At 66.0% G+C, this 19,739-nt stretch carries 25 protein-coding genes and 1 tRNA gene; 21 read left to right on the forward strand and 5 right to left on the reverse strand.

What is annotated here, in order from left to right:
- Positions 1-4 precede the first annotated feature (4 nt).
- Positions 5-388 (reverse strand): DUF983 domain-containing protein, encoded by a 384-nt coding sequence (locus tag B0B01_RS11090; protein ID WP_076649911.1) that lies wholly within the window; start codon positions 386-388, stop codon positions 5-7.
- Between the two features lie 305 nt (positions 389-693).
- Between B0B01_RS11090 and B0B01_RS11095 the strand changes: the two genes are divergently transcribed.
- From B0B01_RS11095 to B0B01_RS11110, 4 genes are read left to right on the forward strand one after another with little or no spacing between them, the layout of a single operon-like run.
- A complete protein-coding gene (locus tag B0B01_RS11095) occupies positions 694-1,314 on the forward strand; it encodes an EF-hand domain-containing protein (RefSeq protein WP_076649912.1) in 621 nt (206 codons plus the stop codon).
- A 41-nt stretch (positions 1,315-1,355) separates the two neighbouring features.
- Positions 1,356-1,937, forward strand: a complete 582-nt coding sequence (locus tag B0B01_RS11100) for an RNA polymerase sigma factor (protein WP_076649913.1) — start codon at positions 1,356-1,358, stop codon at positions 1,935-1,937.
- The gene (locus B0B01_RS11105) at positions 1,930-2,325 is read left to right on the forward strand and encodes a hypothetical protein (protein ID WP_234967762.1); all 396 of its coding nucleotides are present in this window, start codon (positions 1,930-1,932) and stop codon (positions 2,323-2,325) included. The genes B0B01_RS11100 and B0B01_RS11105 overlap by 8 nt, the downstream gene beginning before the upstream one ends.
- Positions 2,322-2,864 (forward strand): periplasmic heavy metal sensor, encoded by a 543-nt coding sequence (locus tag B0B01_RS11110; protein ID WP_083946191.1) that lies wholly within the window; start codon positions 2,322-2,324, stop codon positions 2,862-2,864. Before B0B01_RS11105 ends, B0B01_RS11110 begins: the two co-directional genes overlap by 4 nt.
- A 22-nt stretch (positions 2,865-2,886) precedes the next feature.
- On the opposite strand, the gene B0B01_RS11115 is transcribed toward B0B01_RS11110, so the two are convergent.
- Positions 2,887-4,287: a diguanylate cyclase domain-containing protein gene (locus B0B01_RS11115; protein WP_076649916.1), complete on the reverse strand. Its 1,401-nt coding sequence runs from the start codon at positions 4,285-4,287 to the stop codon at positions 2,887-2,889.
- A 94-nt stretch (positions 4,288-4,381) separates the two neighbouring features.
- Between B0B01_RS11115 and B0B01_RS11120 the strand changes: the two genes are divergently transcribed.
- From B0B01_RS11120 to B0B01_RS11140, 5 genes are all read left to right on the forward strand, one after another.
- On the forward strand, positions 4,382-4,666 hold the full coding sequence (locus B0B01_RS11120; protein ID WP_076649917.1) for a DUF3572 domain-containing protein: 285 nt from the start codon (positions 4,382-4,384) through the stop codon (positions 4,664-4,666).
- Between the two features lie 16 nt (positions 4,667-4,682).
- Positions 4,683-5,408 (forward strand): HAD family hydrolase, encoded by a 726-nt coding sequence (locus tag B0B01_RS11125; protein WP_076649918.1) that lies wholly within the window; start codon positions 4,683-4,685, stop codon positions 5,406-5,408.
- Positions 5,409-5,529: 121 nt separating this feature from the next.
- A complete protein-coding gene (locus tag B0B01_RS11130; protein WP_076649919.1) occupies positions 5,530-6,120 on the forward strand; it encodes a heme NO-binding domain-containing protein in 591 nt (196 codons plus the stop codon).
- A complete protein-coding gene (locus B0B01_RS11135; protein ID WP_076649920.1) occupies positions 6,117-7,133 on the forward strand; it encodes a GGDEF domain-containing protein in 1,017 nt (338 codons plus the stop codon). The genes B0B01_RS11130 and B0B01_RS11135 overlap by 4 nt, the downstream gene beginning before the upstream one ends.
- Positions 7,130-8,071 carry a hypothetical protein gene (locus B0B01_RS11140; protein WP_143733048.1) on the forward strand — a complete coding sequence of 314 codons (942 nt, stop codon included), beginning with the start codon at positions 7,130-7,132 and terminating at the stop codon, positions 8,069-8,071. The genes B0B01_RS11135 and B0B01_RS11140 overlap by 4 nt, the downstream gene beginning before the upstream one ends.
- Before the next feature lie 241 nt (positions 8,072-8,312).
- On the opposite strand, the gene B0B01_RS11145 is transcribed toward B0B01_RS11140, so the two are convergent.
- The gene (locus B0B01_RS11145; protein ID WP_076649922.1) at positions 8,313-8,741 is read right to left on the reverse strand and encodes a VOC family protein; all 429 of its coding nucleotides are present in this window, start codon (positions 8,739-8,741) and stop codon (positions 8,313-8,315) included.
- Between the two features lie 136 nt (positions 8,742-8,877).
- Here B0B01_RS11145 and thyX point away from each other — a divergent pair, with 136 nt between their 5' ends.
- Positions 8,878-9,783: an FAD-dependent thymidylate synthase gene (thyX, locus tag B0B01_RS11150; RefSeq protein WP_076649923.1), complete on the forward strand. Its 906-nt coding sequence runs from the start codon at positions 8,878-8,880 to the stop codon at positions 9,781-9,783.
- A gap of 165 nt (positions 9,784-9,948) precedes the next feature.
- On the opposite strand, the gene B0B01_RS11155 is transcribed toward thyX, so the two are convergent.
- Positions 9,949-10,155, reverse strand: a complete 207-nt coding sequence (locus B0B01_RS11155; protein WP_076649924.1) for a cold-shock protein — start codon at positions 10,153-10,155, stop codon at positions 9,949-9,951.
- Positions 10,156-10,352: 197 nt separating this feature from the next.
- Here B0B01_RS11155 and B0B01_RS11160 point away from each other — a divergent pair, with 197 nt between their 5' ends.
- From B0B01_RS11160 to B0B01_RS11185, 7 genes are all read left to right on the forward strand, one after another.
- Positions 10,353-10,670 (forward strand): arsenate reductase family protein, encoded by a 318-nt coding sequence (locus tag B0B01_RS11160; protein WP_076650196.1) that lies wholly within the window; start codon positions 10,353-10,355, stop codon positions 10,668-10,670.
- A 556-nt stretch (positions 10,671-11,226) separates the two neighbouring features.
- Positions 11,227-11,538 (forward strand): hypothetical protein, encoded by a 312-nt coding sequence (locus tag B0B01_RS11165; RefSeq protein ID WP_076649925.1) that lies wholly within the window; start codon positions 11,227-11,229, stop codon positions 11,536-11,538.
- Positions 11,535-11,915 (forward strand): hypothetical protein, encoded by a 381-nt coding sequence (locus tag B0B01_RS11170; protein WP_076649926.1) that lies wholly within the window; start codon positions 11,535-11,537, stop codon positions 11,913-11,915. Before B0B01_RS11165 ends, B0B01_RS11170 begins: the two co-directional genes overlap by 4 nt.
- A 12-nt stretch (positions 11,916-11,927) precedes the next feature.
- The gene (locus tag B0B01_RS13295) at positions 11,928-12,098 is read left to right on the forward strand and encodes a hypothetical protein (RefSeq protein WP_200805424.1); all 171 of its coding nucleotides are present in this window, start codon (positions 11,928-11,930) and stop codon (positions 12,096-12,098) included.
- 11 nt (positions 12,099-12,109) lie between these two features.
- A complete protein-coding gene (locus B0B01_RS11175) occupies positions 12,110-13,531 on the forward strand; it encodes an APC family permease (RefSeq protein ID WP_076649927.1) in 1,422 nt (473 codons plus the stop codon).
- Between the two features lie 129 nt (positions 13,532-13,660).
- Complete coding sequence (locus B0B01_RS11180) at positions 13,661-14,356, forward strand: hypothetical protein (RefSeq protein WP_076649928.1); 696 nt, start codon at positions 13,661-13,663, stop codon at positions 14,354-14,356.
- Positions 14,353-14,634 carry a hypothetical protein gene (locus B0B01_RS11185; protein ID WP_076649929.1) on the forward strand — a complete coding sequence of 94 codons (282 nt, stop codon included), beginning with the start codon at positions 14,353-14,355 and terminating at the stop codon, positions 14,632-14,634. Before B0B01_RS11180 ends, B0B01_RS11185 begins: the two co-directional genes overlap by 4 nt.
- Positions 14,635-14,798: 164 nt before the next feature.
- Here B0B01_RS11185 and B0B01_RS11190 read toward each other — a convergent pair.
- A tRNA-Lys gene (locus tag B0B01_RS11190) sits at positions 14,799-14,874 on the reverse strand.
- Positions 14,875-15,148: 274 nt separating this feature from the next.
- On the opposite strand from B0B01_RS11190, the gene mtaB reads away from it, so the two are divergent.
- From mtaB to B0B01_RS11210, 4 genes are all read left to right on the forward strand, one after another.
- Complete coding sequence (mtaB, locus tag B0B01_RS11195) at positions 15,149-16,423, forward strand: tRNA (N(6)-L-threonylcarbamoyladenosine(37)-C(2))-methylthiotransferase MtaB (RefSeq protein ID WP_076650197.1); 1,275 nt, start codon at positions 15,149-15,151, stop codon at positions 16,421-16,423.
- A gap of 205 nt (positions 16,424-16,628) precedes the next feature.
- Entirely contained in the window at positions 16,629-17,639 is a 1,011-nt protein-coding gene (locus B0B01_RS11200; protein WP_076649930.1) for an ABC transporter substrate-binding protein, read from the forward strand.
- Positions 17,640-17,731: 92 nt separating this feature from the next.
- On the forward strand, positions 17,732-18,619 hold the full coding sequence (locus B0B01_RS11205; protein ID WP_076649931.1) for an ABC transporter permease: 888 nt from the start codon (positions 17,732-17,734) through the stop codon (positions 18,617-18,619).
- A complete protein-coding gene (locus B0B01_RS11210) occupies positions 18,612-19,709 on the forward strand; it encodes a quaternary amine ABC transporter ATP-binding protein (RefSeq protein WP_076649932.1) in 1,098 nt (365 codons plus the stop codon). The genes B0B01_RS11205 and B0B01_RS11210 overlap by 8 nt, the downstream gene beginning before the upstream one ends.
- The last annotated feature ends 30 nt before the right edge of the window (positions 19,710-19,739 follow it).

Genomic DNA, 19,739 nt, shown 5'->3' on the forward strand with positions numbered 1-19,739 from the left:
CGGCTCAGCGCTTGCGGCCGAATCCGTGCATGTGACGGGCCCACTGGAACCCGACCATGGCCCCCTTCAGACGGGGCAGCAGGTAAAGCGACAATCCCGTGGCCGAGACCGCAAAGGCGGAAAACAGCGCCAGCGGATCGGGACGCCAGACGACATAGCTGACGAACATCGCCGGCATCAGCAGATGCCCGACGATCAGGATCGTGAGGTATGCCGGCCCGTCATCGGCGCGGTGGTGGTGCAGTTCCTCGCGGCAGACGGTGCAGTTGTCGTTGACGCGCAGGTAGCCGCACAGCAGCGGCCCGTTCCCGCAATGCGGACAACGGCGGCGCCAGCCGTTGCGGATCGCACCCCAGACCGCGCGCTCGGCCCCGTCGCGGGGCGGCATGTTCCGGATCGGCCTCGTATGGCCGGGCGGTGTCGCAGGATCAGGAGGGACGACCGCTGTCGCGGTGGCAGGATGCAGGGTGTCTTTCATATTCGCCTTTCCTCTCGGCGCAGGATGACGACAAATGTGGGGCGATTAAAGGGGTTTCTCAATCCTTGCGGCGTGATGTCGCGAAAGCGGCAGAAAAATGCGACAATGAGCGACGGAATCCCCGCGCTGCTGCGTTGATGTTCGTGGACGGCCCGGAAAACGGTGCGTCCGGCAGGTAGACAGCTCTTATACAGCAATTATCAGGAGTAGACGACATGACGCGCAAGACAATTCTCGGCAGCCTGCTCGTTGCGGCGACCGCGCTCGGCGCGGGGAGCCTTGCGGCACAGGACGCGGAGGCGGACAAACCCTCCGGCCAGTCGTGGATGAGCTTCGAATCGCTTGATGCGGATGGCGATGGAACGGTCACGCTCGAGGAGTTCCAGCAGCGCCGCAACGCCATGTTCGAGAGCATGGACAGCGACGGCGATGGCAAGCTTTCGGTCGAGGAGATCGAGGCCGAGGCCGTGAAACGTGCCCGCGAGCGCGCCGAAGCCATGGTCGAGCGGTTCGATAAGGACGGTGACGGTTTCCTCGGCGCCGAGGAAATGCCCGGTCCCCGCGATGGCGGCGAGCGCATGTTCAAATGGCTCGACCAGGACGGCGACGGCGTGATCACCGAAGAGGAGTTCAACCAGGCGCGTGAAAAGATGCGCGAGCGGATGGACAAGCGCGGCAGTGACCGCAAGGACGGTGGCAAGATGCACAAGCACTGGAAGTCGGACCGGCAGAAGGATGCCGGCGCCAAGGCGACTGACGGCGCGGCTGACAGCGGCGCGGAGGCAGACAACGGTTCGGATCAACCCACCGAAGACGGGCAGGCCGATCAGAACTGAATTGTGCCGGGCCCGTGTCCTTTTCCCGTGGCCGGCCGTTGATGGCCGAGGCCGTCGCACAAAGCGATGCCGCCCTTCTGGCGCGCTATGCGCAGGGCGACGGCCGCGCGGCGCAGGAGCTCGTGGCGCGTCTTGCGCCGCGGGCCCATGCGGTGGCGCGCCGGGTGCTGGGCGATGCGGCCGAGGCCGAGGACGTCACCCAGGAGGCGATGCTGCGTCTCTGGCGCATCGCCCCCGACTGGGAACATGGGCAGGCGCAGGTCTCGACCTGGGTCTATCACGTGACGATGAACCTGTGCCGCGACCTTCTGCGCCGGCGCCGCGGCGGAAATGCCGCGCTCGACGAGATTCCCGAACCGGCGGATCCGGCGCCGGACATGGCGCAGCGGTTGCAGCAGGCGGCGCGGGAGGATGCGCTTCAGGCGGCGCTCATGACCCTGCCCGAACGGCAGCGCCAGGCGGTGGTGCTGCGCCATCTGGAGGAACTGTCCAACCCCGAAATCGCCGAGATCATGGAGATCGGGGTGGCCGCGGTCGAAAGTCTGACCGCAAGAGGAAAACGCGCCCTTGCCCGGTCGCTGGCCGGGCGGCGCGCCGCATTGGGGTACAAGGATCATGGCTGACATGGATCGCGAGATGACCGAGCTCGACGCGCTGCTGCGGGCGGCGCGACAGGCCCCGGCGGACCTGCCCGAGGCGCTCGAATCGCGAATTCTGCGCGATGCGGCGCGGGTGCAGGCCGGCCGGCGGTCGCCGGTCGCTGTCATCGGGCGCCCGCGCCGGCAGCCGGAGCGCCGTGAGGGTCTGTGGTCGCGGCTGCACGGCGCGCTCGGTGGCTGGCCGGCGCTTGGCGGGCTTGCGGCGGCGTCGGTGGCCGGGCTCTGGATCGGGCTCGCGCCGCCATCCGGCCTGCCGGACCCGGTTTGGCTGCTTGGCGAGTCCGCACAGGAGGCCCTTGTTCTCTTTGCCGGTGACGACCTTGCGCTGGCGATGCTGGAGGATCAGCCATGACCCCGCCCGAATCCCCTTCGCAGCCCCGCCCGGAGCCCCGCCCCGAGCGTCGCCGCGCACCCCGCTGGATGCGGGTCATGCTCGGGGTTTCGCTGGCGCTCAACCTCGCAGTGGTCGGGCTTTTTGCCGGCATGATGCTGCGCCATGACCGGCCCGGGCGGATGGAGGCCATGCACCGCCCGCCGGTCGGGGTGGCGCTTTACCGCGCACTGTCCAAGGACGAGCGCCAGACCCTGCGCGAAAGCCTGCGCCGCAAGGCGGCGGGGCAGCGCTCCGCGGACGCGGCGAGCGGCGACACCGGCGCGGCATCGGTGGTCGCGGCGTTGCGGGCGCGCCCGTTCGATCGCGACCGGCTCGCGGCGGCGCTCGCGGATGAATCGTCGCGGCGCCAGCGCTGGCAGGACCTCATGCAGGCGGCCTGGCTCGAGCAGGTGACGGCGATGGACGACGCGGCGCGGGCGGAGTTCGCGGACCGGGTGGAGCGCCTCACCGGGCACGGCCATCGCCCGGACCGCAGCCGGACCGCGCCCCGCGACTGAATTCCGCGGCTGAAGGCGCGGTTCAGGCGGCAGGTTCGAGCAGGGAAATCCGGTTGCGCCCGCCGTTCTTGGCCAGATACAGCGCACGATCGGCCTGGTCGATCAGCGCCGCGGCCGAACCCTGGGCGGCGCGGTCCCGTTCCGGCCCGCAGAGCACCGCGCCGATGCTGATGGTGAGCGAGATCGGCCGCGCGATCCCCTCGACCAGAAACGGGCTGCCGTTGATCCGCTCGCAAAGCTGTGCCGCCATGGTCGAGGCCCGGGCCTGATCCGCATCGGGCAGGACGATCATGAATTCCTCTCCGCCCATGCGCGCGATCAGGTCGTCGGGCCCGAGGCATTGCTCCAGCCGGCGTGCGGTCTCGACCAGCACCGCATCGCCCGCCGGGTGGCCGTGACGGTCGTTGATCTGCTTGAAGTGATCGAGATCGGCCAGCATCAGCGCGAATCCGCTCTGGTCGCGCCGCGCGTTGCGCGCGATTTCATCAAGGCGGGGCAGGGCATAGCGGCGGTTATGCAGCCCGGTCATGGGGTCGCGAACCGCGGCGCGCAGCCCGTCGCGCAGCGAATCGAGCAGCCGGTCGGTGCTTGCCTTGTGCTGCAACTGCGTGCGCAGCCGCAGCGCCAGTTCCTCGGCGCAGAAACCCGCGGGCATCACGTCATGGGCGCCCCGGTCCAGCGCATCGGCGGCCAGCCCCGCATCGCCGTTGCCGACCACGGCGATGATCGCGATCTGGCGCGTTGCGGCGCGTGCCCGCAGATCCGCCAGCAGCCGCAGCCCGGCGTCCTGCGCCGCCCCGGTCAGTTCGACGATCACCGCATCGGGAATCGGATCGGCCATGACGCGATGGGCGTCGCGCAGCGGGTAGGTGCCGAGCCGGTGATGCGGCAGATGCGGTCGGAGCCGGGCCCGCCAGAGCGCGGCGGCGGTCGCGCTTTGCGTCAGGAGCGCGATTCGCGCCACCGGCAGGAACCGGCCCTGCGCCTCGGCGAATTCCGGGCCGGCTCCGAGCCCGGCCGGCGCCTCGGGCAGGCCGAGTTCGGCGGCGCTGCTCCGGGCCCGCATCAGGCTGCGGATGCGGGCCTGCAGCAGCAGGTCGTCAACCGGGTGGCTCAGCACATCGTCGATGCCGGCGCCAAGCGCCCGCAGCCGCGCCCCGTGGTCGTTCTGCGCCGCGAGCGCGATGACCGGAATGGCTGCGAGCGCCGGATCTCCGGCCAGCATGGCCTTCAGCATCGTGACATTGCCGTCGGGAAGCGACATGGCGCTGACGATGAGATCGGGCCGGGCGCGCCGGGCCAGCGCCTGCACCCCCTCGAGCCGGTCCGACTGCACGACATGATAATATGCCGACGAAAGCTGGACCTTGAGCATGATCCGGTTGGTCGCCGCACCATCGAGAATCAGGATCGTTCCCTGCATCTCCAGCCTTTCACCGCTTGAATTAACGTTACGTCAAAGTCTTTATTGACACAGGTTAACAAACCCTTTCCGTATTATGACGAGTTGTATCCATATGCAGTATTCCGCCGATGCCGCCGAAACCTTCGCGCTGCGGGTTCTTGCCTGGCTGCTGGAGGACGAGGACCTGCTCGGGGTCTTTCTGAATTCCTCGGGGATGGATGCCGCGGATCTGCGCCGGCGCGCCGGCGAGGGCGAAGTGCTTGCGTCCGTGCTCGATTTCGTCATGCTTGATGATCGCTGGGTGATTGCCTGCTGCGATGCGCAGGGGATCGCGCCCGAACATGTGATGCAGGCCCGGGCGGCGCTGCCCGGCGGGGCGGCGGTCAACTGGACCTGAGGGAGGCAAGAGCGCGATGCCGGTCGGGGCGATTCTGTTCGACAAGGATGGAACACTTTTCGATTTCCGCGCGACCTGGGCGGGATGGGCCGAAAAATTCCTTCTGGGCGTGACCCGGCAGGACCGCGCGCGCGCGACCGAGATCGGCCATCACATCGGTTTCGATCTGCCAACCGGCCGGTTCCGTCCCGACAGCATCGTGATCGCGGCCACGCCGGCGGAAATCGCCGAGGAACTCGCGCCGCATCTGCCGGAGATTCCCCTGCATGACCTGCTCGAACGCATCAATGACGAGGCCGGGCAGGCGCCGCAGAGACCGGTTCTGCGCCTTGACCGGCTGCTTGACCAACTGCGCGGACTGGGGCTGGTGCTGGGCGTCGCGACCAACGACGCCGAAGCCCCCGCGCGCGCGCATCTGGCCGGGGCCGGCGTGCTGGACAAATTCGACTTCATCGCCGGTTTCGACAGCGGCCACGGGGCCAAGCCGGCGCCGGGGCAGATGCTGGCCTTTGCCGCCGCGGCGGGGCTGCCGCCCGGGCGCATCGCCATGGTCGGCGACAGCCTTCACGATCTGGTCGCGGGCCGGGCCGCCGGAATGCGCACCATCGGCGTTCTGACCGGGATCGCCGGAGCGCCGGAGCTTGAAACCCACGCCGATGCCATCCTGCCCGACATCGGCCATCTGCCCGGCTGGCTTGCCGCACACAAGGACCGCCCCGCGCAGGAGCCGGCGCCGCTCTGATCCGCGCCGCTTCCGAATCCCGACATTTTTACGCAGATGCCGGTGCCCTCGTGCCCGGGCGTTGGGGCTTTCTTAACGCGGCGCCCGCAGTCTGACCCGGAACTGCAATTTCGGGGCCGCGATGCACGGGCTGATTTTCACGGCGATACAGTCCTTTTTCACCAGCACCTACGGGTGGGCGCGGTGGAAAACCGTCATGTCCCGGCTCGGAACCGGAACGAACGGGTTCGAGGCGATGCTGCCCTATCCGCCTGACCTGTTCGAGGCATTGCTTGCAACGGTCGGAGACGAACTCGGGCGGTCCCGTGCCGGGCTGCTGGAGGATGTCGGCACCTATCTCGTCTCCCACCCCGAGACCGAGGCACTGCGCCGCCTGTTGCGCTTCGGCGGCGAGAGCTATGTGGATTTCCTGCATTCGCTTGACGAACTTCCGGGGCGTGCGCGGCTGGCGGTGGATGACCTGGACCTGCCGCCGCTCGAACTGCGCGAGGAGGCCGGCAATCGCTTTACCCTTCTCTGCGGCGAGGGCCTGCCCGGATTCCCGGACGTTCTTGCCGGAGTGGTGCGGGCCATGGCGGACGACTACGGCGCGCTCGTGCTGCTTGAGCGCCGCGAGGCGACCGCGCGCGGGGGCGGGCTGATCGTCATCACCCTGGTGGAGCCGTCCTTTTCCCGCGGCCGCGAATTCCGCCTCGGGGCGGCGGGCCCATGACAGGGGAGATCTCGCTTCCCCGGGGGGCGCTGGACCTGCTCTGCCCCATGCACGCCCTGCTGGACGGGGAGGGACGCTTTCGCCATGCGGGCCCGGCGCTCCTGCGGCTCGGCGGCGGCGGCCTGGTCGGGCAGCGGTTCCTCGATGTCTTTGCCGTGACACGCCCGCGCGGGGTCGATCACCATGCCCTCCTGCGCGCGCCCATGCGGCTGCAGCTCGAGCTGCGCGACCACCCGGACACGACCCTTCGGGGCATCGCCATGCCGGTTGCGGATGGTGCGGTCGTCAATCTCGGCTTCGGCATTTCGGTGCGCGACGCGGTGCGGGTTCACGGGCTTGGCGGTTCCGATTTCGCCCCGACCGACCCGACGGTCGAGATGCTCTATCTGCTCGAGGCGAAATCCGCGGCAATGGGGGCGGCAAAGCGTCTTGCCCTGCGGCTGGAGGATGCCCGCGCCGAGGCCGAGGAACGTGCGCTGTCCGATCCGCTCACCGGACTTGCGAACCGCCGGGCGCTCGATCTGGCGCTTGCCCGGATGGGCGCGGCGGGTGAGGGGGTCTCGGTGATGCAGCTCGACCTTGATCGTTTCAAGACCGTGAACGACACCATGGGCCATGCGGCGGGGGATGAAGTGCTGCGGCAGACGGCGCAGATCATGGCCAATGCGATTCGCGGCGACGACATGGTCGCGCGCCTGGGCGGCGATGAATTCGTCCTTGTATTCAAGGAGATCACAGCACCTTCGCGGCTCGCCGCCATAGCGCGCCGCCTGATCAGTGCATTGGAGCGGCCGATTCCGCTGGCCGGCGGCGAGATTCGGATTTCGGCGAGCATCGGCATCGCCCGGGCCGCGGCAGCCGAACCATGGCTGCCCGCGCGGTTGCTCGGGATGGCCGATCATGCGCTTTACCGGGCAAAGCGCGCCGGGCGGGGGCGGTATTTCCTGCACGGGCCGATAACCGGGACCGGCGGCGGCACGGGCGGGACCGACACCCTGCAGGTGCGGGAATGAGCCGGCCAGCGGGCCGCGCGCGTCCGCGGGAACGGCCATGCCCGCGCCTGCGCGCGTTGCTGTTTGTGCCGCTTCTTGCGGCTCTCGCGCTCTGGTCCGGCGCCCCGGCCGGGCTCCGGGCCGAGGAGGAACCGGCGATCCGCCAGCCGGTGCCGCGCACGCCCGGGCGGACGCGGGCGGCATCCTCGGCGAATGTTGCCGAAACAATGCCGCGCGGCGATGCCATGCCGGCACCCGCGAGGGGCGGCGCGGCGGCGTGGCATGACCTGCCGCTTTCGCATGCGGCGCCGGCCGTGCTGTCGCACCAGGCAAGGTGCCGGCAAACGTTGCACAACGGCGCCGCGTCGCGCGGGGCGGAGGAGGTGGCCTCCGCTTCCGTTCAGCTTCTGGAAAAGCAGTACTGCCTGATGCAGGCGCAGGCGATCCGCGAGGCGCGCGAGGTCAGGATAGGGCTGCCCGCGCTGTCCGAACGGGACATCGCCCGGCGCTGCGATGACCTGACCCGGGCGCTTATGCCGCAGATCGAAACCCTTGCCGGGCAAGCGCCGGATAGCGTGATTGCAGATCTGGCCGCGTCGCTGCACGGCTCCGCCCGCCCGTTCGACCAGGTGCATGCGATCGGCCGGAGCTGCCTCGGCTTGGGCTATGAGCGGGGTGATTCGCGGATGGCGCTCGCGGCCGCGCTGATTATGGTCGGCGCCGGGCAGGCGGGCTATGGCGAGGTGCCGTCTCATCACCTGCGCATGGGCCTCGGCACCCCGGCGGGAGCGGCCGCCGCCGCGGCCTGGATGAACATGGCGCTTGCGGCTCTGGAGCGTGGCAACCCGCCGGTTCTCGGTCAGGAGACGCGGATCGCGGCGCTGCGCGCAGCGACGAACGAATGGCCGGGGGCAGCACCGGGCCGGCAGCGCGCCCCGCCGGATCCGGGACGGCGCTGACCACGCCGGCCGACCGCAAGGGCGCGGCTCGGGCAGGGTAATCGGGCAGGGCAGCGCCCTGCGCCGCCCGCGTCCGCCCCGGCCGGAGACGCGGACCTTTCCGGGCGGCTCCGGCCCTTGCTGGCGGGTCCGATGCCGCTTTGGCGGTTGGAAGGTTCTTTCCGGCGACGGCATCATAGGGCCCGTTGGGTTGGTCGATATCGTGCTGTCCGGCGTCGCGCTCCGGGCTTTCGGCGCCACCTTACCAGTGGCCGGTATTTTCCATGCTGGCCCAGGGCTCTTGCGGGGAGAGCGGCTTTCCCTTCTGCAGAAGCTCGACCGAGATGTTGTCCGGGCTGCGCACAAAGGCCATGTGTCCGTCGCGGGGCGGGCGGTTGATGGTCACGCCGTTGTCCATAAGATGCTGACAAAGCGCATATATATCATCCACCTCATAGGCCAGGTGCCCGAAATGGCGGCTGTCGCTCGGCAGGCCCTCGTCGCCGTCCCAGTTGTGGGTGAGTTCGACCGCGCAGTCCTCCTGCCCCGGTGCCGCCATGAAGATGAGCGAAAAGCGCCCCTGTTCGTTGTCCATCCGGTTGATTTCGCGCAGGCCGAGCAGTTCGAAGAAACGCATGGTCTTTTCCAGATCCTTGACCCGGACCATGGTGTGCAGATAGCGCAGGGACATCGACATTCTCCTGTTGGATTTCGTGTGCGGCTCGGTGCCTGAGACTAGCGTTCCGGCGGGCAATGGCCAGCGCCGGCTTGCAGCCGGGGCGCGCTTCGGCAATAGGATAGGGTCGGAATGATCTGGAGTCCCTGCCATGCCGCTTTCGCCCGACCAGCAGTCCGAGATCGACGAAGCGCGCGCAAAACCGCGCGAAACCCTGCGCTGCGTGGCGCCGGGGCTCGAGGCCGCGCTTTACACGGCCCACCCGGTGCTCGACCACGGTTTCGTGCGGGTGATCGACTATATGGGCGACGACAGCGCCATCTGTCAGGCCGCGCGCGTTTCCTACGGCAGGGGAACCAAGTCGGTCAGCAATGATGAGGGGCTGATCCGCTACCTGATGCGGCACTGGCACTCGACCCCTTTCGAGATGTGCGAGATCAAGCTCCATGTCAAACTGCCGATCTTCGTCGCGCGCCAGTGGATCCGCCACCGCACCGCCAATGTGAACGAATATTCCGCGCGCTATTCGATTCTGGACCGCGAATTCTACATTCCCGCCCCCGAACATCTGGCCGCGCAGTCGGACATCAACCGGCAGGGGCGCGGCACGACGCTCGAAGGCGAAACCGCCGCGCGGGTGCTCGAGATCCTCAAGGCCGACAGTGCGCGCGCCTATGACAATTACCTCACGATGATTTCGGACGAGGGCCAGCAGGGGCTTGCGCGCGAGCTGGCGCGGATGAACCTTCCGGCCAATATCTATACCCAGTGGTACTGGAAGACGGATCTGCACAATCTGTTTCATTTCCTGCGCCTGCGGGCCGATGCTCATGCGCAGTATGAAATCCGCGCCTACGCCGATGTGATCGGGCAGATCGTTGCGCAATGGGTGCCGATCGCCTGGCGGGCCTTTTCGGATTATCGCCTGGGCGGCGCCCAACTGAGCGCGCCGGAACTTGCGGTGCTGCGGCGCATGCTGAAGGGTGAATCCGTCAGCGAAGAGGGCTCCGGCCTTTCGGCGCGCGAATGGCGCGAATTCCACGCCCTGTTCGACTGACGCCGCTGGGGGGCATGGTCGCGCGATCCTTACCCCGCGTTCCACGAGGTTGCGAACCATCCCGGGCCGGACGGTTCCCTCTTTGGCTGCGGCCATGTCCTGGCTGGAAACGATGGCGCGGGCCCCGGCACCTGTGAGCCGGTCCGGGGCCCGCTGTGACGGGAGTCAGACAAGTCGCAGGTTCGTCGCCAGCTGCCGGCCATCACGGCCGCTGTCGAGTTCGAATTCGACCTTCTGATTGTCGGGCAACCCGGTCAGGCCCGATCGTTCGACGGCCGAGATGTGAACGAACACATCCTTGCCGCCGTCGTCAGGCGCGATGAAACCATAACCCTTGGTGGTATTGAACCATTTCACGGTGCCGGTCGGCATGTCCCGTGTCTCCTTCCAGTTTGGGCCCGGGCCGTGATATGTCCGGGCTGTAAGCCGCGCGGCAAGGCACCGGCGCCGCGGGCGGCGCTTTGACCTTTGCTGCGCCCGGTCAGGATTGCACGGGTTGATGAAAAAGCAAGAAGAAGCGGCGGAACGCCGGACAGTGGGGGATGAAATACGCGATGACCCGGCCGGAAATGACCCTTTACGGGCTGAAAAACTGTGACAGCTGCCGCCGCGCCCGCCGGGAGCTTCCGGATTCGGAGCTCATCGACCTGCGCGAGCACCCGCTGCCCGAGCCACTGCTGCAGGCGGCTTACGCGCAATTCGGCGAGGCGCTGCTCAACCGGCGCTCCACGACCTGGCGTTCCCTTGATTCGGATGAACGCGGGCGCCCGGTGCTCGACCTGCTGCGCGCCCATCCGACATTGATGAAGCGCCCGCTGATCCGCCGCGGGGAAGATCTCTGTCTCGGCTGGGATGCGGCGGCCCGGGCGGCGCTCGGCATCGACTGAGGGTCCGGGCGCGCGCCCGGTGGCCTGACCGTACCCGCGCGCGGCTCCCCGCGTTCGGACATATCCCGCGCGGACAGCGGTGCAGGGCGGCGGAATATGGGCCGGGCACCTGCCGGCATACCAATGCCGGGTCGGATCTTGCAGTCCTTTGGCCGGGCCAGTCGCCCGATCCCGATGCCGGAGTGATCAGGCATCCTGCCGGGCATGATCCGGGCCGTTGCGGGGCATCCGCCATTCGACTGCCCGGGTCACTTTCCTGAAAATAAAAGATTTTATGGAAGCTTATTGACTCCCGGGAATTAATGTTTCCTCTCCGCAAATTTTCTCTTGCCAGAGAGGTGGGAATAGGTGTCTCATGGAGCGCAATACCCGGTATACCTCCCGGGTGTGAAGATGGGGCTGCAGGACGTTAAGCGTCATGTGCAGCGCCAACAACCAAGACCCATTTGCCCATGGATGCCGGACGGCAGCGTCATGCGAGATTCACTCGTCGATCCCTTGCGGCAATCAAGATCAGTGAAAAAGTCGAGGTGCCAATAAAACAGGGAGAGAACAAATGTCTGATTTGGCCAGACGAATACAAACCATGCATCGCCGGGATGTTGCGGTGGCATGGGCTTTCGTAATCGGATTGTGGTTCGCGATCATTTTCGTTGCCATTTCGACGTGGTCGCTGGCTCCGAGCGCGGCTGCACGAATCGTGTTGCTGACCGGGGGCGCCGTGGTGCTGGTGTTCAACACCGCTGCCATTCTCGCCATGCTGCGGCATTATCGTGAAGACCGCGACTTCATGTATGGCCTGGACATCAAGTTTCTTGATGCCTCCAAGCACGGACAGAAGGCAGCAAAGCGGTGGGCGGAAAAATGAAGAAATACGTACCGCCCAAACAAAGCAAGTTCGGGCAGATCCTCGACGTTGCGGTATTGCTCGTGCTGACGATCGGTGCGCTTTACATTCCGCTGTTCCTGGGAATGGCCGGCAGTGCCCATATCGTTCAGACCATCGAGTCACCCACATGGGAAAGCCTCAACCAGAATGCGGCAATGGTCGAGCAATGGGGAAAGCTCGGTTATGACACCGCAGAGGCGGCCGCGCCCCTGATCACGGCCCGCTTCGATTATTCCTTCAGCATCTTCGCGCTGATCGCGGTGATTGTCACGATCATCGGCTATTATGCAATCATGCTGAAATTCTCCGAAAAGGAATATCGTGAAGTTATCGCCGAGAAGTTCGGTGAGGAATAGGGAAGAGGGATAATGGCTGTCTGGAATCTGATTGAATACGGCGCCTGGGGACTGGCGATCATCCTGGGCCTTTATATCGTTATCGACTGGCTTCGCACCGACGCGCGTTACAGCGAGGAAGACCTGACCTCGTCGCGCGAGGGGCAGATCGAGGCCATGACCGAAGAGCATAGCAAGCTTTAAGGATTACTCACATGTCAGATACAATAAGCAATTCGCCAGGTGTCTCGACTGGTGAAGACAAGAAGTTTGTGCAGGGTGCGGGGCTGCTGCGGATTCTGGGGCCGGCGCATATCTGGGCGCTCGGCGTCGGTATCGTGCTCGTCGGCGAATATATGGGCTGGAACTTTTCGGTGGGGAAGGGCGGCGCCTATGCGGCGCTGATCGCGTGCTGGTTCGCGGGTATCCTGTACAGTTGCGTCGCCATGATCGACAGCGAGGTGACATCGACCGTGGCCGCCGCCGGCGGGCAGTATACGCAGGCCAAGCACATCATCGGGCCGCTGATGGCCTTCAATGTCGGGCTTTACCTTGTCTTCGCCTATACGATGCTGGAGGCCGCCAATGCGATCACCGTCAGCTTCCTGTTCGAGACGATTGCCTCGATGACCGGCCATGACGGGCTCGATCCGAAGCCCTTCATCGTTCTCGCGATCGTGTTCCTGGCCTGGCTCAACTACCGCGGGGTGCTCGCGACGCTGACCTTCAATCTCGTCATCACCGCGATCGCCTTCACGGCCATCCTGATCCTGTTCCTGGGCACGACGCCGCTGTTCGGCGAAAGCCCCCTGAAACACGCGGAGCTGATGACCGACCTGCCTTATGGCTGGCTCGGGGTTCTGGCGGCGATGCATTTCGGGCTGTGGTATTATCTCGGGATCGAGGGCACCTGCCAGGCGGCGGAAGAGGTCCGCTCGCCCAGCCGGTCGCTGCCCTTCGGAACGCTTGCCGGGGTCATGACCCTTTCCATCGCGGCCACACTGACCTGGTATATCTGTTCGGGGCTGATGCCGTGGGAGTATCTGGGCCAGTCGGGCGTTCCGCTGTTCGATGCGGCACGGCTGTCGGGGTCGAACATGCTGATGGTTCTGCTGGGTGTCGGAACGCTGTTTGCCACGCTGGCCTCGGCAAATGGCTGCATCAACGACGCCTCGCGGGCATGGTTCGCGATGGGCCGCGACCACTACCTGCCGTCATGGTTCAGCGCCGTGCATCCGGTCTATCGGACGCCCTACCGCTCCATCATCTTCCTGGTTCCCATCGCGCTGATCTTTGCGCTTGGTGCGCCGCTGGATCAGGTGATCACCTTCTCGATCCTGTCGGGGCTGCTGGAATATACCTTCATGCCGCTGAACGTGATCCTGTTCCGTCGCAAGTGGCCGCTGGATTCGATCAAGCGCGGGTACGAGCACCCGTTCCATCCGATCCCGGCCATCACCCTGCTGTGCCTGTGCGGGGTCACGTTCTTCGCGGTGTTCCTTGGCTACGGCACCCAGCTTGTCGCGATGATTTCCTTCTACATCATCGTGTCGCTCTGGTTCCATTTCCGGCGCTACCGCTACGTGGAGCGGGCCGCGCAATTCACCATGCCCTGGCCGCGGCCGCAAGGGTACTGAGGGGCGCCCGTCCGCCCGGGCCACCGGGCGGACCCAATCAAAAGGCTGCCGCCCGGGCCACCGGGCGGACCCAATCGAAAGGCGGCCGCCCGCGCACCGGGCGGACCACATTCAACGGAGGCCGATCAAATGCAGGATTACGGACTGGCTTTGTTGCTGATCCTCACCGGGGCGGTACTTGCCCTGTTCGCCTACCGCAACCTGGGCGCGGCCAGGGCAAGACGCCTGTCGCGCCTGGCCTATTTCGACGCGTGCCGCCCGGTTTTTCAGGCCGTCCGGCTGGGCCGGGCCGCGACCGGCTTCCCTCGTCTGGCGGGGCGGTTTCGGGGCCATGAATTCGATCTGCAGGCGGTTCCCGAAACGCTGACCTTCCGAAAGCTGCCCGCCTTGTGGGTGCTGGTGTCGCTGCCCGCACCGATGCCGGTTGGCGCGAATTTCAACCTGATGATCCGCCCCACCGGGGTCGAGTCCTTCTCGGGTTTTCATCGCCTGCCGGAGCAGATCTCGATTCCTCCCGGTTTCCCCGAGGATTGCGCCATCCGCACCGATGACATCGCCCGGGTGCCGCCCGAACATGTCCTGCGCAAGCACCTGCCGCTGTTCGATGATCCAAGGGTCAAGGAACTGGTGATTTCGCCCGCCGGACTGCGGATCACGCTGCTGGCCGAAGAGGCGGACCGGTCGCGCTATCTGTTCTTCCGCGACGCCGAGATGGGCCGGTCGCCGCTGCCGCCCGCCCGGATCACGCCCCTTCTGGACAGGCTGCTGGAGATGAAATCCGACATCGAGCGCCACTCTCTGAACCAATCCGGTTATGCCGCATGAAACTTGCTCTCGACCGACCGCTCAATCCCTATCTCGTCCTTGCCACGGCGATCGTTCTGCCCGGCGTCGGACAGGTTCTGAACCGGCAGCCGTTCCGCGGACTGCTGTTCCTGTTCTTCATGTTCCTGCTGGGAGGATATACGTTGAAGACCGCCGCGCCTGACGTGTCGTTGCTGGGCAAGTTCGCCGGGGGCGCTTTCGTCTATGCGATGGCGATTTTCGACGCCTATCGTCACGCCCGCGTCCGTCACGAACTCTGGCGGCACAGGCCCGGCTGACGCCGGGAAACGCCGCGACATGCCCGCTCCGCCGGCCGTTGTGCCTGTGATGCGCTGCATTCAACGCAGGTTTTTCCTGATTCGCTTGCGGTGCCGCCCAACAGCTTGCAGCGGGCGACCGACCGGGCCGTTTGTTGTCCAGACATTCGGTTTTCGTGATTTTATGGTGAGCCGTGCAGGATTCGAACCTGCGACCTACTGATTAAAAGTCAGTTGCTCTACCAACTGAGCTAACGGCCCACACCGGGGAGAGAGCCCGCCGGGCCTCGCGTGGTTCTCTAGGACAAGTTCCGGGGGAGGATCAACTACATAATGCCCATGATCGCGCCGGGAAGCAAATTTTCCGCAAACTGCGGGGCCACCGGCGCAATTGGCCCGGCCTTGCGGCCTTTGCCGTCGGTCGCGGGGCTGATAAGGGAAACCGGACGAGCAGGCGGCACAAGGGTGCGAATCGCGGCCCGGTTCCGCAAGCGAATGAGGCCGCCTGATGCCGCATGATGGAGACAGCAAGAGCATGAGCGCGCCGAAATTCTCGACCCTGGGCTGTCGTCTCAACGCCTATGAAAGCGAGGCGATGAAGGAGCTCTCGGCGCGCGCGGGGCTTCGCGACGCGGTGGTGGTGAACACCTGCGCGGTGACCGGCGAGGCCATGCGCAAGGCGCGGCAGGAGATCCGCCGCCTGCGGCGCGAAAACCCCGGTGCGCGCCTGATCGTCACCGGCTGCGGGGCGCAGGTCGATCCTGAAGAGTTCTCGGCCATGGCCGAGGTGGACGCGGTGATCGGCAACGCCGAAAAGATGCGTCCCGAGACATGGGAGATGCTGGCCGGGGAAACGCCGGCCGGGAAGGCATCGACAGGCGACGCGCCGGCGGCGGTGCGGGTCGATGACATCATGGCCGAGCGGCAGGTTTCCGGCCATCTGATCGACGGGTTCGGCACCCGCTCGCGCGCCTATGTGCAGGTGCAGAACGGTTGCGACCACCGCTGCACCTTCTGCATCATCCCCTTTGGACGCGGCAATTCGCGCAGCGTGCCGGCCGGGGTCGTGGTCGAGCAGATCCGCGGCCTTGTCGGCAAGGGCTTCAACGAGGTGGTGCTGACGGGGGTGGACATGACCTCCTGGGGGGCCGATCTCGACGAAGGGCTGCGGCTGGGCGATCTGGTGCGGCGGATTCTGCGCCTGGTGCCCGATCTGCCCCGGCTGCGCATCAGCAGCATCGACAGCATCGAGGTGGACGATGCGCTCATGGAGATGATCGCGGGTGAGCGCCGCCTCATGCCGCATCTGCATCTCAGCCTGCAGCATGGCGACGATCTGATCCTCAAGCGGATGAAGCGGCGCCACCTGCGCGATGACGCGATCCGCTTCTGCACGCAGGCGCGGGCGCTGCGCCCCGAGATCACCTTCGGCGCCGACATCATCGCCGGTTTCCCGACCGAGACCGAGGCGATGTTCGAGAACTCGCTCGCCCTGGTCGAGGAATGCGGCCTGACCTGGCTGCATGTGTTTCCCTACTCGCGCCGCCCCGGCACGCCGGCCGCGCGCATGCCGCAGGTGGAGGGGGGCACGATCCGCGAACGGGCCGGGCGCCTGCGCGAGGCCGGAAAGCGGCAGTTGCATCGCCATCTCGCGGCGCAGCCGGGGCGCAGCCATCGCATCCTGATGGAAAGCCCGACCATGGGGCGCACCGAGCAGTTCGCCGAGGTGCGCTTTTCTGCCGCGCAGCCGGTCGGGCAGATCGTCACCGCCAGAATCAAGAGCATCCAGGCGGATCACCTGATCGCGTGAAACCGCTGCCGCCATGCGGCGCCGTGCGGAAATTTCACCCCCCGTTTGCCGGAAAACGCATGGCGAAGGTCGCAACTGGCATGCCGGTCGCGCCGGGATGTGCGAGGTTTTTCATGGATCTTGCGCGGTGCCTCATGTTAGGCTCGCGGATAAAGCAGACGAACCAAATGGTTAGACTACGATCCAGAAACTGGGGGAGGAAAAGATGAAACGATTCATGTATACCAGCGCGCTTGCCGTTGTCGCCGCTTCGGCGGGGGTCGGCATGGCACAGGCGCAGGAGGACTGCGGCTCGGTCGTGATCGCGAGCATGAACTGGCAGTCGGCCGAGGTGCTGTCCGAGGTGGACAAGTTCATCCTCGAGAACGGCTATGGCTGCAGCGCCGAGATCATCACCAGCGACACGGTCCCGGCGCTCACGTCGATGATCGAGAAAGGGCAGCCGGACGTCGCACCCGAAGGCTGGGTCGACCTGCTGCCCGACGTGGTGGATCGCGGTATTGCGGACGGCAAGATCGTCTCGGCCGGGCCGGCCCTGTCGGACGGCGCGGTGCAGGGCTGGTGGATCCCGAAATACCTGGCCGACGAGCATCCCGATATCAAGACGATCTCGGATGCGCTCGATCATCCCGAACTCTTCCCCGCGCCCGAGGATCCCTCGAAGGGGGCGGTCTATAACGGGCCGCAGGGCTGGGGTGGAACCGCGGTTTCGGAACAGCTTTTCAAGGCCTATGACGGGGCGGAAAAGGGCTTTGTCCTCGTGGACAGCGGTTCGGCCGCCGGGCTCGACGGTTCCATGGCCAAGGCTTACGAGCGTCAGGACGGCTGGCTTGGCTATTACTGGGCCCCGACCAGCATGCTCGGCAAATACGACATGGTGAAGCTCGACCATGGCGCGGAGCTCGACATGGACCAGTGGGAAAACTGCATCACCGTGCCCGAATGTCCCGATCCGCAGCCGACCGACTGGCCCGTGGACAGCGTCGAGACGCTGCTGACGACCGATTTCGCCGAACGTGCCGGCGACGGGGTGATGGAATATTACAAGGCCCGCTCCTGGTCCAACGACACCGTGAACGCGCTCATGGCCTGGATGACCGACAATCAGGCGAGCGGCGAGGACGCGGCAATCTATTTCCTCCAGAACAACGAAGACCTCTGGAAAGAATGGCTCCCCGAAGACGTGGCGGAAAAGATCCGCGACAGCATCAACTGATCCGCGGCGACGGCCACGCATAGACAGGGAGGGCGGCGCCGGAATCTGCCGCCGCCCCCCACCGAAGCCTCAATGACTGCAGGAGCGGCGGCATGGACTGGCTTACCACTTTTCCCCATATGGAAACCAGCAAACTGAGCGCGCTGAAACGTGCGATCGATGCCGGCTTCCGCGACTTCACCCGGACCTATGGCAGCGGAATCGAAAGCTTTTTCGATCCTCTCCAGTATTTCCTCGTGCAGTCCGAACGGTTTCTGACCCAGACGCCCTGGCCGATCATCCTGCTCGGCATCGCGGCCATCGCCTGGGTTGCCAGCCGCAACTGGAAGGTCGTTGCCGGCACCGTGATCACCCTGCTGATCATCGGTTATTTCGACATGTGGACCGACACCATGAAAACGGTGTCGATGATCCTGGTCTGCACGATCCTGGCGATCACGGTCGGTATCCCGCTCGGGATCCTCATGGCCAAGGCCAACTGGGCGCAGCGGATCATGAACCCGATCCTCGATGTGATGCAGACCATGCCGAGTTTCGTCTACCTGATCCCGGTGGTGATGCTGCTCGGGATCGGCAAGGTGCCGGGGCTCATGGCGGTGGTGGTCTATGCGATCCCGCCGATCATCCGCCTGACCAACCTCGGCATCCGCATGGTCGACCCGGACATGATCGAGGCGGCGGATGCCTTCGGTTCCTCCGGCTGGCAGCGGCTCAGGAACGTGCAGATGCCGCTGGCGCTGCCCACCATCATGGCCGGCATCAACCAGACCATCATGATGGCGCTGGCGATGGTGGTCATCGCCTCGATGATCGGCGTGCAGGGGCTCGGCCAGCCGGTGCTGAAGGCGATCAACAATCAGTATTTCACGCTCGGTGTGTTCAACGGTCTCGCCATCGTCGGCATCGCCATCATCTTCGACCGGGTGAGCCAGGCCTATGGCAAGCGCCTGCAGCGGCATCTGGAGGTCGTCCATGGCTGATCACACGGCAGCGGAACGCGCGGAACCGGGGACGGGGATCGAGGTCCGCAATCTCTACAAGATCTTCGGCGCCCGCCCGCATGATTATATCGACCTTGTTCGCGGCGGCATGAGCAAGACCGAACTGAACGAGAAGCATCACCATGTGGTCGGTCTGCGCGACATCAACATCCTGATGCCCGAGGGCCGGATCCAGGTGATCATGGGGCTGTCGGGTTCGGGCAAATCGACCCTGATCCGCCACATCAACCGTCTGATCGACCCGACCGTGGGCGAGGTGCTGGTGAACGGCGAGGACGTGGTCAAGATGGACAAGGCGGCCCTGCGCCGCTTTCGACGCCACCAGACCGCGATGGTGTTTCAGAAGTTCGCCCTGCTGCCGCATCGCAGCGTGCTGGAAAACTCGGTCTACGGGCTCGAGGTGCAGGGGGTGCCCCGCAAGGAACAGGTCGAGCGCGCCATGCGCTGGATCGAGCGGGTCGGGCTCAAGGGGTTCGAGGGCAGCTATCCCAATCAGCTTTCCGGCGGCATGCAGCAACGCGTCGGGCTCGCGCGGGCGCTGACCAACGATGCCCCGATCCTGCTCATGGACGAGGCGTTTTCCGCGCTCGACCCGCTGATCCGCACCGACATGCAGACGATCCTGCTCGACCTGCAGAAGGAAATCCGCAAGACGGTGGTCTTCATCACCCATGACCTCGACGAGGCGCTGCGCCTTGGCGACCGCATTGCCGTGCTGCGCGACGGCGAGATGGTGCAGCAGGGCACGGGGCAGGAGATCGTGCTGAAACCGGCCGACGACTATATCTCGCGCTTCGTGCGCGAGGTGAACCGCGGACGTGTCATCCAGGTCGAAACCGTCATGACGCCCGGCGCGGCTGCAGAGGGCGAAGCGGCGGTGCCGGTGCCTGCGGGGACGCTGCTCGAGGATGCCGCGCAGATCCTGAGCCGCGAAGGGGTGCGCATCGCGCAGATCACCGACGCGGATGGCCGACCCCTCGGCACGCTGCGGCTTCCCGATCTGATCCGGGCCATGGTGACGCGCGATCAGGACGAACATACCGCCCCCGCGCCAGCCGATCCGGCCTGAGCCGCGCGGATCGGAAGAAGCGGCGCCGGC

It is taken from the genome of Pontibaca methylaminivorans (assembly GCF_900156525.1).
Classification (GTDB): domain Bacteria; phylum Pseudomonadota; class Alphaproteobacteria; order Rhodobacterales; family Rhodobacteraceae; genus Pontibaca; species Pontibaca methylaminivorans.

Coding starts and splice junctions, on each gene's coding strand:
- B0B01_RS11090 (WP_076649911.1), bottom strand. CDS start 388: ATGCCGCCCCGCGACGGGGCCGAGCGCGCGGTCTGGGGTGCGATCCGC.
- B0B01_RS11095 (WP_076649912.1), top strand. CDS start 694: ATGACGCGCAAGACAATTCTCGGCAGCCTGCTCGTTGCGGCGACCGCG.
- B0B01_RS11100 (WP_076649913.1), top strand. CDS start 1,356: ATGGCCGAGGCCGTCGCACAAAGCGATGCCGCCCTTCTGGCGCGCTAT.
- B0B01_RS11105 (WP_234967762.1), top strand. CDS start 1,930: ATGGCTGACATGGATCGCGAGATGACCGAGCTCGACGCGCTGCTGCGG.
- B0B01_RS11110 (WP_083946191.1), top strand. CDS start 2,322: ATGACCCCGCCCGAATCCCCTTCGCAGCCCCGCCCGGAGCCCCGCCCC.
- B0B01_RS11115 (WP_076649916.1), bottom strand. CDS start 4,287: ATGCAGGGAACGATCCTGATTCTCGATGGTGCGGCGACCAACCGGATC.
- B0B01_RS11120 (WP_076649917.1), top strand. CDS start 4,382: ATGCAGTATTCCGCCGATGCCGCCGAAACCTTCGCGCTGCGGGTTCTT.
- B0B01_RS11125 (WP_076649918.1), top strand. CDS start 4,683: ATGCCGGTCGGGGCGATTCTGTTCGACAAGGATGGAACACTTTTCGAT.
- B0B01_RS11130 (WP_076649919.1), top strand. CDS start 5,530: ATGCACGGGCTGATTTTCACGGCGATACAGTCCTTTTTCACCAGCACC.
- B0B01_RS11135 (WP_076649920.1), top strand. CDS start 6,117: ATGACAGGGGAGATCTCGCTTCCCCGGGGGGCGCTGGACCTGCTCTGC.
- B0B01_RS11140 (WP_143733048.1), top strand. CDS start 7,130: ATGAGCCGGCCAGCGGGCCGCGCGCGTCCGCGGGAACGGCCATGCCCG.
- B0B01_RS11145 (WP_076649922.1), bottom strand. CDS start 8,741: ATGTCCCTGCGCTATCTGCACACCATGGTCCGGGTCAAGGATCTGGAA.
- thyX (WP_076649923.1), top strand. CDS start 8,878: ATGCCGCTTTCGCCCGACCAGCAGTCCGAGATCGACGAAGCGCGCGCA.
- B0B01_RS11155 (WP_076649924.1), bottom strand. CDS start 10,155: ATGCCGACCGGCACCGTGAAATGGTTCAATACCACCAAGGGTTATGGT.
- B0B01_RS11160 (WP_076650196.1), top strand. CDS start 10,353: ATGACCCTTTACGGGCTGAAAAACTGTGACAGCTGCCGCCGCGCCCGC.
- B0B01_RS11165 (WP_076649925.1), top strand. CDS start 11,227: ATGTCTGATTTGGCCAGACGAATACAAACCATGCATCGCCGGGATGTT.
- B0B01_RS11170 (WP_076649926.1), top strand. CDS start 11,535: ATGAAGAAATACGTACCGCCCAAACAAAGCAAGTTCGGGCAGATCCTC.
- B0B01_RS13295 (WP_200805424.1), top strand. CDS start 11,928: ATGGCTGTCTGGAATCTGATTGAATACGGCGCCTGGGGACTGGCGATC.
- B0B01_RS11175 (WP_076649927.1), top strand. CDS start 12,110: ATGTCAGATACAATAAGCAATTCGCCAGGTGTCTCGACTGGTGAAGAC.
- B0B01_RS11180 (WP_076649928.1), top strand. CDS start 13,661: ATGCAGGATTACGGACTGGCTTTGTTGCTGATCCTCACCGGGGCGGTA.
- B0B01_RS11185 (WP_076649929.1), top strand. CDS start 14,353: ATGAAACTTGCTCTCGACCGACCGCTCAATCCCTATCTCGTCCTTGCC.
- mtaB (WP_076650197.1), top strand. CDS start 15,149: ATGAGCGCGCCGAAATTCTCGACCCTGGGCTGTCGTCTCAACGCCTAT.
- B0B01_RS11200 (WP_076649930.1), top strand. CDS start 16,629: ATGAAACGATTCATGTATACCAGCGCGCTTGCCGTTGTCGCCGCTTCG.
- B0B01_RS11205 (WP_076649931.1), top strand. CDS start 17,732: ATGGACTGGCTTACCACTTTTCCCCATATGGAAACCAGCAAACTGAGC.
- B0B01_RS11210 (WP_076649932.1), top strand. CDS start 18,612: ATGGCTGATCACACGGCAGCGGAACGCGCGGAACCGGGGACGGGGATC.